Consider the following 12,784-nt stretch of genomic DNA (forward strand, 5'->3'; position numbering starts at 1 on the left):
CATTCCTGTTGCTTAACGATTAAACAAATCACAAACAGGAAGCGCAGCGTAAACTGCTATGATTAAGTAATCAGTGACGCAGCAGGATAGACTCTGCGCCACGAAACTCCCAGGGATTGAAGCAGGTAGAAAATCATGATGCGTCTCAGCATTTTTATCCTCATCGCGATGGTGACTGGATGTTCATCTGGCCCGAAAGGGGTGGAATGTCCGGGTGAGGTCTCGACAATTTATGGTCAGTCGATGGGGCATACCCAGGGCGTGATTTTTGATCTGGTTAATAGCTTCACCGTGACCCGGGATAAGGTCAGCGTTAAGAGTGGCCCGCTGCAGTCGCTGGATCGCTTTAAATATGTTCCCTCCGCCGTCACGCCTGAGGGCTATTACGCGCAGCGCCTGTCAGATAAGCAGTTCCGCCTGATCAACCCTTACCAGGACACCCAAATCACCTGGACCTGTCCATAAGGGATGAATCCTGCTGCCAGATGGTTTATTGTCAGGAAACGTCAAGCAGCAGGTCTCCCCGATGGAAAAGCGTCTGGATAACAACGGTTATATCGACTTCCCCTTCCCCGCCACCCGCAATGCGGATGGCTCCGTGAATCCCTGTGGCTTTGATCTGACGCTGGAAACCGGTCGCCTTGAGGAGATCGCGGTGCTGAACCATTCAGTGAATCTGCGGCGGCTGGTCGAGGAGATCAATCTGCAGGAGGGGCTGTTTATGACCCTGGCCTGCGACTGGCAGCAGCAGGCAGATGCGGTCTGTGGCTTTATCGATGTGGCTTTTCGTCCCGACCTGCCGCAACACGGCTTTGAGGAGGCGCTGCAGCTGGAAGCGAACTTTTATCGCTACCTGACCGGGCAGGAGCAGCAACATCAGATGCCCGCCGAGACGCTGGTCAATTATGCCCGCTCGGTACTCGACTGGAGCTGGTCGCCGCTGCGCCAGCGTCAGCGCGATTATGAAAAGATCACTATTCAGTTCTATTGCCCGCAGGCGGATGACGCCGAATGGTGTTTTGATCATCTGCGTCACTTCCTGGTGAGCGTCTATCCGGCCTGCGTCGCCGCCCGTTCACTCTGATCCTCATTGCACCCGGAGTCGCTATGCGTTCTGCTGCGCTGTCTGCTGTCACGCTGTTCTGCTCACTGTTTTTTGCCGCTGCTGTCCAGGCCGATCGTTGCCAGCAAATTCGCGCCGGTCTGGATATCGGTTCCGGCACCACCAAAATTGCGGTAGCCCGTGTCAATGTCTGCCAGCTGCGCATCGAAAAGATGCTGTATCAGGATCAGCGCGCCGTGGCCTGGAACGAGGCCTTAGCGCATTCAACAGATAATCAGCTCGGCCCGGCGATGACTCATGAAGGTGCCGCTGCCCTGCAGCAGCTTTTAACGCAGGCACAGCGCTTTCATCCACAGCGGATCAGCGGCGTTGCCACGGCGGTGTTCCGCAACGCCAGCAACGGTCAGGCGGTCATCGATCAGTTGCAGCGCCAGACCGGTGCGCAAATCAGCATCATCTCGCAGCAGCAGGAAGCGAAACTCGGTTTCCTCTCCGCTAAAGCCGCGCTTAACGATCCGGCGATCCGTGATGAGCAGCTGCTGGTCTGGGATATTGGTGGGGGATCGATGCAGATGACTGCCTGGCGACAGCAGGCGGGTCAGCCGGTTGCAGATATCTATCAGGGCAAACTGGCCTCGGTGACGCTGAAAAACTTTATTCTGACGGTGCTGAAGAACAGCCCGGAGGCCAACTCCCCTAATCCGATTGGCTCCTGGCGGCAGTCGGTGCTGCGCTTTGTGCAATTTTATGCCGCTAATGAGGTCAGTCCGCAGATTAAACAGGATCTGGCGAGCCGTCGGGTCATTGGCATCGGCGGCGTCCATGGTTTTTCAATCCGCAATCAGTTACCGGGCAAACCCCATCGTTACAGCCTGACGACATTAAGTCAGCTGTCGCAGCAGCAGGTCTGGAAAGGCGACAGTGAACTCCCGGGCGACTACCGGGCCACTGATGTCAGCAATCTCTTACTGGTTGAAGGTTATATGCAGGCGCTGAAAATTAATGAGGTTACGATTGTTGAGGCCAGTCTGATTCAGGGCGTGCTGCTGCAGTAGCGCAGCGTTTCCGCACTATGCTAAACCTCTGGCTTAATCAGCCGGATAGCATGATCCAGCATCCGCTGCTCATCCCGTTCACTGTGCGCGCGCTGCTGACGTATACGTTTAAGCAGGTCGTAGATTTCGCCACGGCGGGTGTCATGGCCGCGCTCCGACAGCACAATGACCGCATCGCCAATGACCCGGCAGACTTCATCATAGTCGTCATCATTCAGTGCATCACGTTTCATTGCTTATCCTCCGGCTGTAGCTTTGGCTATGGCTGTGGCAGCGCCTGAGTGCGCCTCTCTTTCCAAAGGCTAGACAGTAAATCCCTTACCCGCAAACGCAGCGCCATTAACAGCCAGAAATGATTTTTTAGCCCATTTCCTCCGCTGGAGGAGCAGAATTCACTATCTTTGCTACGCTTTGAGGGTCTCACTCAAAACCAAGGAGCAATAAATGTCAGGAAAAATCGAAGATAAAGTAAAAGAAGCCGCTGGCGCAGTTCAGGAACAATGGGGTGCAGCAACCGGTTCATCTGAGCATCAGGCTAAAGGCGCAGCACGCCGTTACACCAATCAGGCAAGCTATGCTGCCCGCGATGCTGCTGACTGTATCAAGGATCAGGTTCAATCCAATCCTGTTGCAGGTCTGGCCGTTGCTGCAGGCGTTGGCGTATTTATCGGCTTCCTGCTGGGCCGCAAGTAATCGCGCTGAACGTCAACAGAACGGGAGCCACTGGCTTCCGTTTTTTTTGCCTGGACTCTCTCCGCCGGCTGAGAAACATCTGAAAGATAAGCCTTTTCAGGCCAGAATGCGGTAAGTATCTATGCTTAGTCTGGTTTCGTCTCTTTCTGACAACATCAAGGTGACCTTATGAAAACAATTCCTGCCCTGCTGCTGGTTGCAGCGACCTTAACCTCTCTGGCGGGCTGCTCGCAGAAGAGCGACGCAATTAAAGATGATGGCCGCCCTCATGCACCAAGCGGTCAGTCGTCACCGGGCGGTACGCTGGGTTCAGGCCCGGTGGGTCAGCCACAGTCGTAATACCCTGCCCCGGCACACGTGCCGGGGTTTGTTTTATCGCATGTTTTTTAATAGATAGAAGTCATAGAATAATTCCGCTAATAATTAACCTGCTATTAGTTTTCCATAGAATTACAAGCCGCAATCATTCATTAATAAAAGTGCACATAAAACACCTTCCAAATAACAAAAAATTAAAGTTCATTTTTATTTAAACCACAAAGCGAGCGTATCTCAAACAAAAACTCAATGACTGAAAAAAACATCCTGTCATAATGAACTTTCTCTGTAGCGTTAATCTCTAACACTCCATAATATTTCCCTGTTAATAACATTGGTAAATTCAAGAGAATTCAGACGTGAAGAAAAAAAAGATTTATCTGATAGACCGACTTTTAACGCTCTATTCTCGATTTTCCAGCAGAACAAAACCACAGGCCTTGCACGACCTGGCCCCACAAACAGTGGTGATATACTCCACCACGGCACTGGGCGATTTTCTGATGAATACGCCGGCTATCTGGAGCCTGAAAAATCGCTTTCCCACCAGCAAATTTATTCTGGTTTCCAGCAAGAAAAATAAGGATCTCGTCAGCCGTTATAACTGGTTTGATCAGATCTATATCTGGGATAACAAACTGGCGAATTTCCTGCCACTTTTTTTCAAACTGCGCCGCCAGAAACCTGACCTGTCAGTAATATTACACGCCCATTTCCCCTACGATATTATGAGCTCGGTACTGACCGGCAGTAAGGTGATTGTGCGCGATCATTACGGCCGCGAATCGCCTCTGCTAAATAAATATCTCGATCACTATTCAGGCTATTTCGATGACCATACCATCAAGCGTAAGCTGAAACTGATTGAAGTCCTGGGCGCAGAGACAGAGCAGACCCGGATGCACCTTCCGGCACTGAACAACAGTCCGACTGCAAAGGCTGACCATCGCCGTATCGGTTTTCAGTTAGGGGCATCAAAAGATATTCGCCGCTGGCCACTGGCCTCCTTCAGCCAGCTGGCGACAGCCTTGCTTGAACGCTGGCCTGACACGGAAATTATCGTTACCGGCACCGCCGCTGAGCAGCCTCTTGAGCAGGAATTTATTGAAAGCCTGCCCCTGCACTACCGTCAGCGTGTGACCCCGATGGCGGGTAAAACGAATCTCAGCGGCCTGATTAGCCTGATTCGCACGCTGGATGTGCTGGTTACCGGGGACACCGGTCCACTGCACATCGCCGTGGCCGCACAGACGCCAACGGTCAGCCTGTTCTCCACCGCCAATCCGCGCTATACCGGTCCCTGCCAGGACAGCGATCGCCACATCATTATCCACCGTCCGGATAAAACCGCCTCACAGCATCCGATGGCAACGATCAAGGCCGATGAGGTCGGGCAGGCCGTGGCGAAGCTGGTGGGGTAATGAACGACCTTTCTCAATCCATCATTGCGCTGATTGAGCACCACAATCAGCCAACCGCACTGGGCTGGTTCCGGAAAGTGGATCGGACGGGGTTTCATATCCAGCAGTTACCGCTGAGTGAGGTGGATTTTGCCATTCTGATGAGTGATTTTTTTATCACTTTCGGCGTCTGTTCAGAACAGTATGATGACGCCCGCTATTTTCCGGAGCCGCGCCGACGGCGCTTTGCAGTGGCAAACTGGTTTACTGCGGGCACAGCACAGCCTTACCGTCCACTGACGGTCGCCATGCTGTGTGAAGCGGCCAGACTGGGACGCTGGCCTGAAGAGGATTACTGAGTAATGGTATGGGCGAACGCGTCATAGACCTCGCTGCTGCTCAGCGCATTGACCTCACGTGACGCCGGTTGCAGCACCTGATAGTTAACCTGCCATGGGTGCCAGCATGCCGGATCGCTGTCGCCAAACAGCGCGACGACCGGCAATCCCAGCGCCGCGCCAATGTGCATTGCCCCGCCATCACTGCTCACCAGCCCCTGACACAACGACATTGCTGCAATTAACTGCGGCAGGCTGGTGGTTGCCACCGCCTTGATCGGCAGATGCGGGCAGAGCGCCATAATTTCACGCGCTTTTTCATCATCTCCCGGATGACGCGGATTATCACGGCTGCCGGGTGACCAGAGCAGCATTATCTGGCAGGGATGACGCGCCGCGATTTTTTCAGCCAGCCCGGCAAACCGCGCGGCTTCCCACTGCTGGCTCGGCTTGCGGGCGCTGATTTGCAATGCATAGACCGGAACAGCGGGATCAATCGCACAGCTGTCACGCAGGCTGGCCGCGATTGCCGCATCCGGCAGCAGCGTCAGTTTGCCTGGCGCTGTGGCGCTGAGATTGAAAGGTCGCCCCAGGCTAAACAGGGTTTCACTGATATGACACGGCGACTGGCTGGGTGGCGGCAGCAGATCGGTAATCAGCGGATGGGGATGGCCCAGGGCAATCACTCTGGCGGGACGCACTGTTTTAACCCACTTCAGGCCATGCTGATCCCAGCGGCTTTTTGCCAGAATCACCACATCGTAACGCTGTTTTTTCAGCGTCAGCATCAGCTTCAGTCGCTGTAAGAGACAGGCCAGTCGTCCCTGCCCTGCCTCACGGTGATGCAGTTTAGTGTAATAGAAGAGCTGCCGGATATCGGGATTATGCTGCAACACTGGCGCAGCGTAATTGTTAGTCAGCACGTCGACCTGATGCTGCCCCGACTGCGCCAGCGCACTGATCAGCGGCGTGGTCAGTAAGGTGTCGCCAATATTATCCCGACAAATAATTAAAACCCGCATGTCTGACATCCTCTGCGCAAAGGCTACGCCGTTCTGGCTGAATAAAAGTAAGACTCGCCCGGTTAACGTTCTGAAAACGGTAACGTAACGGTATAGTCAGCAAATTAGTCAGCGCAGTGTCAGATTGGTTCCATAGTTGGATATTGTTAAAATATGAGGCCAGCACGACAGGCCAGAGACAGGCCTGAATTATTAACCGGATTATTATTTTACGGCGTCGGCCCTGCCGGGCCAGCGTATAGAAAGGAAAAGGCCGCCCATGGCGGCCTGAGGTCTTTGGCTTGATGACCGGGATCGGTCAGTCGGCGCGGGTTGTCAGCAGGCTGATAGCCAGCGTCATCACGGGTTCCGGGTTGATTCCGGTAAACATTTGATGAATTTTTTCAGAAATGGCTTCACCAGTCACAGGCTTATTTTCAGCCACGATTTCCATCACCGCCTGTCCAAATAGCAGGCGACATGCCGCAATAGCATCACTTACCGCTTCATCATCCATAATGCTCTCCCTCTGTATCGGCAGAAGCGTACACGTCTGGGGCAACCGGATCATGCGTAACTCTATTTTTTTGTGGTACAGGTTACAAAAATGAATCAGCTGTAAGGATCAAATAACGTGGCCCGACACATTTAATGCCGGGCGCTTAACTGATACTGAAAGAGATTAACAGAGGGTCGTTTAACAAATCAGGTGTGACAGGGTTGATGACAGATATGCGTTCACTCACTCTTTTACCGTGGCATCAGACAATTCAATTTGCAGAGAGAGTAAAATGCCATGCAGCGGGAAATGATTTAGCAGCACTCTCACTGAGAAAATGTCTTAAACAGTACGGTGCGAGAGCAATAAGCGCTTAGATGAGTAATCGCTATAACGATGATCGCGGCAAAGCCTGGATTGTGGTTGCTGCGTGAAGGTGATTTTATGAAGAGTTTTGGGGAAAGAAAGCGGGAAGTAAAAAGCCAACACGATTTTTACATCCGTGTTGGCTATATGTTATGTAATGCGGATTACATATTTTCGATGATCGCGTCACCAAACTCTGAACATTTCAGCAGTTTAGCGCCATCCATCAGGCGTTCGAAATCGTAAGTCACGGTCTTGTTAGCGATAGCGCCTTCAACACCTTTAACAATCAGGTCAGCCGCTTCGAACCACTCCATGTGACGCAGCATCATTTCTGCGGACAGAATAATTGAACCTGGGTTCACTTTATCCTGACCTGCATACTTAGGTGCTGTACCGTGGGTCGCTTCGAACAGCGCACACTCGTCACCGATGTTGGCGCCTGGTGCGATACCAATACCGCCAACCTGCGCTGCCAGAGCGTCAGAGATGTAGTCACCGTTCAGGTTCATACAGGCGATAACGTCATACTCAGCCGGACGCAGCAGGATCTGTTGCAGGAACGCATCAGCAATCACATCTTTAACGATGATCTCTTTGCCGGTGTTCGGGTTTTTGAACTTCATCCACGGGCCGCCGTCGATCAGTTCGCCGCCGAACTCTTCTTTCACTAACTGGTATCCCCAGTCTTTGAAAGAGCCTTCGGTGAACTTCATGATGTTGCCTTTGTGGACCAGGGTCAGTGAATCACGATCGTTAGTGATGGTGTATTCCACTGCCGCGCGCACCAGACGTTTGGTGCCCGCTTCTGAACATGGCTTAACGCCGATACCGCACTGCTCAGGGAAGCGAATTTTCTTCACGCCCATCTCTTCGCGCAGGAACTTGATCACTTTGTCCGCTTCGGCAGAGCCCGCTTTCCACTCGATACCGGCATAGATATCTTCGGAGTTTTCACGGAAGATCACCATGTCGGTCTCTTCAGGACGTTTAACCGGGCTTGGCGTGCCTTTGTAGTAACGTACCGGACGCAGGCAGACGTAGAGGTCAAGCTCCTGACGCAGGGCCACGTTCAGTGAACGAATACCGCCGCCGACCGGGGTGGTCAGTGGGCCTTTAATAGCCACGCGATATTCTTTGATTAAGTCGAGAGTTTCCTGTGGCAGCCAGACATCCTGGCCGTAGAGTTCAACTGACTTCTCACCGGTGTAAATCTCCATCCAGGAGATCTTACGCTCGCCGTTGTAGGCTTTCTTCACCGCCGCATCGACGACTTTCAGCATGACCGGGGAAACATCAACACCGATACCGTCACCCTCAATGTAAGGAATGACCGGATTGTTTGGCACTGTGAGCTTGCCCTGATTCAGGGTGATTTTCTGACCTTCCGCCGGAACAACTACTTTGCTTTCCATTAACCTCTCCTGGGCGTTTGTTAATGATTTGTAAGATGCGCGTCAATACTACTTGAATATTTCCGCCACGCCAATCACCGCAATTTCACGTTATAATGCGCCGAATGTTTCTGACTGCAAAGCCCATGCGAAAAACTTCTCAACGAATTCACCAGGATAAACGATTCAGCCGCCCGACGCGTGATGCGCGGCGTTCCCCTGCCCGCCCTGCGGCTCCGCGCCGCGTGATTCTGTTTAACAAACCGTTCGACGTGTTACCGCAGTTCACCGATGAAGCGGGCCGACGTACCCTGAAGGATTTTGTCAGCGTCGCAGAGGTTTATGCCGCAGGTCGCCTCGATCGCGACAGCGAAGGATTGATGGTGCTGACCAACGACGGCGCGCTGCAGGCTGCGCTGACTCAGCCCGGCAAACGCACAGGTAAGATCTATTATGTGCAGGTGGAAGGCGAGCCACAGGAGACGGATCTGCAGCCTTTGCGGGATGGGGTTAATCTGAAAGATGGGTTGACGCTGCCCGCGGGGGTAGAAACAGTGGCTGAACCTGAGTGGCTCTGGCCACGTCAGCCACCTATACGCGAACGTAAAAACATCCCGACGCAGTGGCTGAAAATCACGCTGTATGAAGGCCGAAATCGACAGGTTCGCCGGATGACCGCCCACATTGGCTTTCCCACATTGCGATTGATTCGGTACGCGATGGGGAGTTATTCGCTCGACGATCTGGCTCCGGGCGCGTGGCGTGAACTCAGCGAAAGTGCTCTCTGAAAACCGGGTTTTTATAACCTCAGGTTAACAATTGCGGAGAAGTGATGTTTAAACCTCATGTTACTGTCGCCTGTCTGGTTCAGGCAGAAGGTGAATTACTGGTGGTGGAAGAGACGATCAACGGTCGCCCCACCTGGAACCAGCCCGCCGGGCATCTTGAAGCGGATGAAACTCTGCTGGAAGCCGCAGAGCGCGAACTCTATGAAGAGACCGGCATCGCCACGCCGATGCACTATTTCATCGCGATAAACCAGTGGATCGCACCCGACAGTACGCCTTTTGTGCGTTTTCTGTTTGGCGTGGATCTGGCGGAAAAAGCGCCAACCCAGCCGCAGGACAGCGACATCGATTGCTGCTGGTGGTTGCCGCCAGCGCAGATTCTCACTGCCTCTAACCTGCGTTCGCCGCTGGTCGCGGAAAGCGTACGCCTGTGGCAACAGGGCACGCGCTACCCGCTACATCTGGTCAGCCCGTTCCGGTGGCCGTTTCACGAGGGTGCGCGCCTGCCTTCTGCATGATAGAATGCGCCGCCTGTTTTTTTATCGTAATGCGAGCGTGTCATGTCTGACAACAGCCAGAAAAAAGTGATCGTCGGTATGTCCGGCGGCGTCGATTCTTCCGTTTCCGCCTGGTTACTGCAACAGCAGGGTTACCAGGTTGAAGGCCTGTTCATGAAGAACTGGGAGGAGGACGATGGCGAGGAGTATTGTACCGCCGCGGACGATCTGGCGGATGCGCAAGCGGTGTGCGACAAGCTGGGTATGAAGCTGCACAAAGTTAACTTTGCCGCTGAATATTGGGATAACGTCTTTGAGCATTTCCTCGAAGAGTACAAAGCGGGCCGCACGCCCAACCCCGATATCCTCTGCAACAAAGAGATCAAATTCAAAGCGTTCCTGGAGTTCGCGGCTGAGGATCTCGGCGCAGATTTTATCGCCACCGGTCACTACGTGCGTCGTCAGGACGTGGCTGGCCAGAGCCAGCTGCTACGCGGTCTGGATGGCAACAAAGATCAGAGCTACTTCCTCTATACCCTGAGCCACCAGCAGATCGCCCAAAGTCTGTTCCCGGTTGGCGAGCTGGAAAAACCGGAAGTGCGCCGCATTGCCGAACAGCTCGACCTTATCACCGCGAAGAAGAAAGACTCGACCGGCATCTGCTTTATCGGTGAGCGCAAATTCCGCGACTTCCTGGCGCGCTATCTCCCGGCTCAGCCTGGCGAAATAGAAACCACCGAAGGCCAGATCGTCGGTGAACATCAGGGGCTGATGTACCATACTCTGGGACAGCGTAAAGGCCTGGGTATTGGCGGCCTGAAAGAGAGCAAAGATGATCCCTGGTATGTGGTCGACAAAGATGTGGCGCGTAACCGCCTGATTGTCGCCCAGGGCGGCGATCATCCGCGTCTGATGTCCGTCGGCCTGATTGCGCAGCAGCTGCACTGGGTTGATCGCCAGCCGATTACCGCCCCGCTTCGCTGCACCGTGAAAACCCGCTATCGTCAGACCGATATTCCCTGTGAGATTATCCCACACGGCGACGATCGGATTGAGGTGCGTTTCGACGAGCCGGTTGCAGCGGTGACGCCGGGTCAGTCTGCGGTGTTTTACCTTGGCGAGGTCTGCCTCGGTGGCGGTATTATCGAACAGCGTCTGCCGTTAGTGGCGGAGTAAGCGGGCTCAGCCCGCATTGATGACGCGTAAACAGGAGTAACCGTGGCGAAAAATTATCAGGAAATTACGCTGGCGCTGGCGGGCATCTGTCAGTCGGCCCATCTGGTGCAGCAGCTGGCTCAGCAGGGTCACTGCCAGCCGGAGGCGCTGACCGTATCGCTGCGCAGCGTACTGGACCTCAATCCTGGCTCAACGCTGGCGGTGTTTGGCAACAATGAAGCCAACCTGCGCCTCGGACTTGAAACCCTGATGGCGGTGCTGAACAGCAGCAGTCGTCAGGGTGCAGGTGCAGAGCTGACGCGTTACACCCTGAGCATGATGGTGCTGGAGCGCAAGCTCAGCGCCAGTAAAACAGCCATGGCGACGCTGGCCCAGCGCATCACTCAGCTGGATCGCCAGCTGGCGCATTATGAACTGGAGTCAGACACCATTCTCAGCGCGATGGCTGCCATCTATGTGGATGTGATCAGCCCGCTTGGCCCGCGTATTCAGGTCACCGGTTCGCCTGCGGTACTGCAAAATACGCAGGTACAGAGTAAAGTGCGCGCCACCCTGTTAGCCGGTATCCGTGCTGCCGTATTGTGGCAGCAGGTCGGTGGTGGCCGACTGCAACTGATGTTCTCGCGTCAGCGTTTGCTGCGTGAAGCGAAAACCCTCTTATCCCGGCTGCCACTGACTTACTAAGTCGGTGCGGCAAAACACTGCTAAATGATTCAGGAGTTGCACTGATGGAATTATCCTCTCTGACCGCCGTCTCACCTGTCGATGGTCGTTACGGCGATAAAGTCAGCCCGCTGCGTGCGATTTTCAGCGAATTCGGTTTGCTGAAATTCCGCGTTGAGGTTGAAGTTCGCTGGTTACAAAAACTGGCCGCGACCGCAGAGATCAAGGAAGTTCCTGCATTTGATGCCGACGCAAACGCTTTCCTTGATGCGATTGTCGCTGGTTTTTCCGAAGAAGATGCCGCGCGCATCAAAACCATTGAGCGCACCACCAACCACGACGTCAAAGCGGTTGAGTATTTCCTGAAAGAGAAAGTTGCCGACGTCCCTGCCCTGCATGCTGTTTCTGAATTTATCCACTTCGCCTGTACTTCTGAAGATATCAACAACCTGTCGCACGCCCTGATGCTGGAAACAGCCCGTCGTGACGTGATCCTGCCTTACTGGCAGCAGCTGATTACTGCTGTGAAGGATCTTGCCAGCGAATATCGTGACATTCCGCTGCTCTCCCGCACCCACGGCCAGCCGGCTACACCGTCGACGATGGGTAAAGAGATGGCGAACGTCGCTTACCGTCTGGAGCGTCAGTTACGTCAGCTGAAACAGATTGAGGTGCTGGGCAAAATCAACGGCGCTGTAGGGAATTACAACGCCCACATTGCCGCCTATCCCGAAGTGGACTGGCATGCGCTGAGCGAGAACTTCGTCACCTCGCTGGGGATCACCTGGAACCCTTACACCACCCAGATTGAGCCGCACGACTATATTGCCGAAATGTTCGACTGCATCGCCCGCTTTAACACCATCCTGATCGATTTCGATCGCGATATCTGGGGTTATGTGGCGCTGAACCATTTCAAACAGAAGACCATTGCGGGCGAGATTGGCTCGTCGACCATGCCGCACAAAGTGAACCCAATTGACTTCGAAAACTCCGAAGGCAATCTGGGCCTGGCGAACGCGGTAATGCAGCATCTGGCCAGCAAACTGCCGGTCTCACGCTGGCAGCGCGATCTGACCGACTCCACCGTGCTGCGTAACCTCGGTGTGGGCGTCGGTTATGCGCTGATCGCCTATCAGGCGACGCTGAAAGGCATCTCGAAACTGGAAGTGAACCGCGATCGTCTGCTGGATGAACTGGATCACAACTGGGAAGTGCTGGCAGAACCGATCCAGACGGTAATGCGCCGTTACGGCATTGAGAAGCCTTATGAGAAGCTGAAGGAGCTGACGCGCGGTAAACGCGTCGATGCCGCCGGCATGCAGGCCTTTATCGACAGCCTGGCACTGCCGGAAGAGGAAAAAGTCCGTCTGAAGCAGATGACGCCTGCAAACTATATTGGCCGCGCTATCCAGATGGTTGACGATCTGAAATAATGCCCGCCGCAGACCGGCCCAGTCCGGTCTGCGTTAACATCTTGTTTAATACATTTCGCGTATACTTTCTGCAGGTTGACTCAAACAGAGTGTAAGG

At 54.0% G+C, this 12,784-nt stretch carries 16 protein-coding genes; 12 read left to right on the forward strand and 4 right to left on the reverse strand.

What is annotated here, in order from left to right:
- Positions 1-135 precede the first annotated feature (135 nt).
- The 3 genes from OK409_RS06950 to OK409_RS06960 all read left to right on the forward strand — a co-directional run bounded on the left by OK409_RS06950 (position 136) and on the right by OK409_RS06960 (position 2,118).
- Positions 136-465 carry a hypothetical protein gene (locus tag OK409_RS06950; protein WP_010246223.1) on the forward strand — a complete coding sequence of 110 codons (330 nt, stop codon included), beginning with the start codon at positions 136-138 and terminating at the stop codon, positions 463-465.
- 61 nt (positions 466-526) lie between these two features.
- On the forward strand, positions 527-1,084 hold the full coding sequence (locus tag OK409_RS06955; protein ID WP_022625839.1) for a hypothetical protein: 558 nt from the start codon (positions 527-529) through the stop codon (positions 1,082-1,084).
- Between the two features lie 23 nt (positions 1,085-1,107).
- The gene (locus OK409_RS06960) at positions 1,108-2,118 is read left to right on the forward strand and encodes a Ppx/GppA phosphatase family protein (RefSeq protein WP_264366920.1); all 1,011 of its coding nucleotides are present in this window, start codon (positions 1,108-1,110) and stop codon (positions 2,116-2,118) included.
- Positions 2,119-2,138: 20 nt separating this feature from the next.
- Here OK409_RS06960 and OK409_RS06965 read toward each other — a convergent pair whose 3' ends face one another.
- Positions 2,139-2,351, reverse strand: coding sequence for a DUF2767 family protein (locus tag OK409_RS06965; protein ID WP_010246232.1), 213 nt, complete (start codon positions 2,349-2,351; stop codon positions 2,139-2,141).
- A gap of 211 nt (positions 2,352-2,562) precedes the next feature.
- Here OK409_RS06965 and OK409_RS06970 point away from each other — a divergent pair, with 211 nt between their 5' ends.
- The 4 genes from OK409_RS06970 (at position 2,563) to OK409_RS06985 (ending at position 4,888) form a co-directional block, all read left to right on the forward strand.
- Positions 2,563-2,811 (forward strand): DUF883 family protein, encoded by a 249-nt coding sequence (locus OK409_RS06970; RefSeq protein ID WP_010246235.1) that lies wholly within the window; start codon positions 2,563-2,565, stop codon positions 2,809-2,811.
- A gap of 168 nt (positions 2,812-2,979) precedes the next feature.
- On the forward strand, positions 2,980-3,150 hold the full coding sequence (locus tag OK409_RS06975) for a hypothetical protein (RefSeq protein WP_010246238.1): 171 nt from the start codon (positions 2,980-2,982) through the stop codon (positions 3,148-3,150).
- Between the two features lie 338 nt (positions 3,151-3,488).
- Positions 3,489-4,550 carry a glycosyltransferase family 9 protein gene (locus OK409_RS06980; RefSeq protein ID WP_062757434.1) on the forward strand — a complete coding sequence of 354 codons (1,062 nt, stop codon included), beginning with the start codon at positions 3,489-3,491 and terminating at the stop codon, positions 4,548-4,550.
- Positions 4,550-4,888 carry a DUF1493 family protein gene (locus tag OK409_RS06985; protein ID WP_201500364.1) on the forward strand — a complete coding sequence of 113 codons (339 nt, stop codon included), beginning with the start codon at positions 4,550-4,552 and terminating at the stop codon, positions 4,886-4,888. Before OK409_RS06980 ends, OK409_RS06985 begins: the two co-directional genes overlap by 1 nt.
- Here the strand turns inward: OK409_RS06985 and OK409_RS06990 are convergent.
- The 3 genes from OK409_RS06990 to icd all read right to left on the reverse strand — a co-directional run bounded on the left by OK409_RS06990 (position 4,882) and on the right by icd (position 8,148).
- Positions 4,882-5,889, reverse strand: coding sequence for a glycosyltransferase family 9 protein (locus OK409_RS06990; RefSeq protein WP_033766957.1), 1,008 nt, complete (start codon positions 5,887-5,889; stop codon positions 4,882-4,884). The genes OK409_RS06985 and OK409_RS06990 overlap by 7 nt on opposite strands.
- Positions 5,890-6,187: 298 nt before the next feature.
- Positions 6,188-6,385, reverse strand: coding sequence for a hypothetical protein (locus OK409_RS06995; protein ID WP_010246253.1), 198 nt, complete (start codon positions 6,383-6,385; stop codon positions 6,188-6,190).
- 512 nt (positions 6,386-6,897) lie between these two features.
- Positions 6,898-8,148 carry an NADP-dependent isocitrate dehydrogenase gene (icd, locus tag OK409_RS07000; protein WP_010246256.1) on the reverse strand — a complete coding sequence of 417 codons (1,251 nt, stop codon included), beginning with the start codon at positions 8,146-8,148 and terminating at the stop codon, positions 6,898-6,900.
- A gap of 104 nt (positions 8,149-8,252) precedes the next feature.
- Here icd and rluE point away from each other — a divergent pair, with 104 nt between their 5' ends.
- Genes rluE through purB form a run of 5 tightly spaced genes read left to right on the forward strand, consistent with a single transcriptional unit; the run spans position 8,253 to position 12,687 of the window.
- Positions 8,253-8,915, forward strand: coding sequence for a 23S rRNA pseudouridine(2457) synthase RluE (gene rluE / locus OK409_RS07005; protein WP_060679956.1), 663 nt, complete (start codon positions 8,253-8,255; stop codon positions 8,913-8,915).
- Between the two features lie 44 nt (positions 8,916-8,959).
- The gene (locus tag OK409_RS07010; protein ID WP_010246262.1) at positions 8,960-9,433 is read left to right on the forward strand and encodes an NUDIX domain-containing protein; all 474 of its coding nucleotides are present in this window, start codon (positions 8,960-8,962) and stop codon (positions 9,431-9,433) included.
- 42 nt (positions 9,434-9,475) lie between these two features.
- On the forward strand, positions 9,476-10,588 hold the full coding sequence (mnmA, locus tag OK409_RS07015) for a tRNA 2-thiouridine(34) synthase MnmA (protein ID WP_010669869.1): 1,113 nt from the start codon (positions 9,476-9,478) through the stop codon (positions 10,586-10,588).
- 42 nt (positions 10,589-10,630) lie between these two features.
- Positions 10,631-11,272, forward strand: coding sequence for a high frequency lysogenization protein HflD (gene hflD / locus OK409_RS07020; protein WP_010246266.1), 642 nt, complete (start codon positions 10,631-10,633; stop codon positions 11,270-11,272).
- 44 nt (positions 11,273-11,316) lie between these two features.
- Complete coding sequence (gene purB, locus OK409_RS07025; RefSeq protein ID WP_010246268.1) at positions 11,317-12,687, forward strand: adenylosuccinate lyase; 1,371 nt, start codon at positions 11,317-11,319, stop codon at positions 12,685-12,687.
- Positions 12,688-12,784: the final 97 nt, after the last annotated feature.

It is taken from the genome of Pantoea sp. RG18 (assembly GCF_025910075.1).
Classification (GTDB): Bacteria; Pseudomonadota; Gammaproteobacteria; order Enterobacterales; family Enterobacteriaceae; genus Pantoea; species Pantoea agglomerans.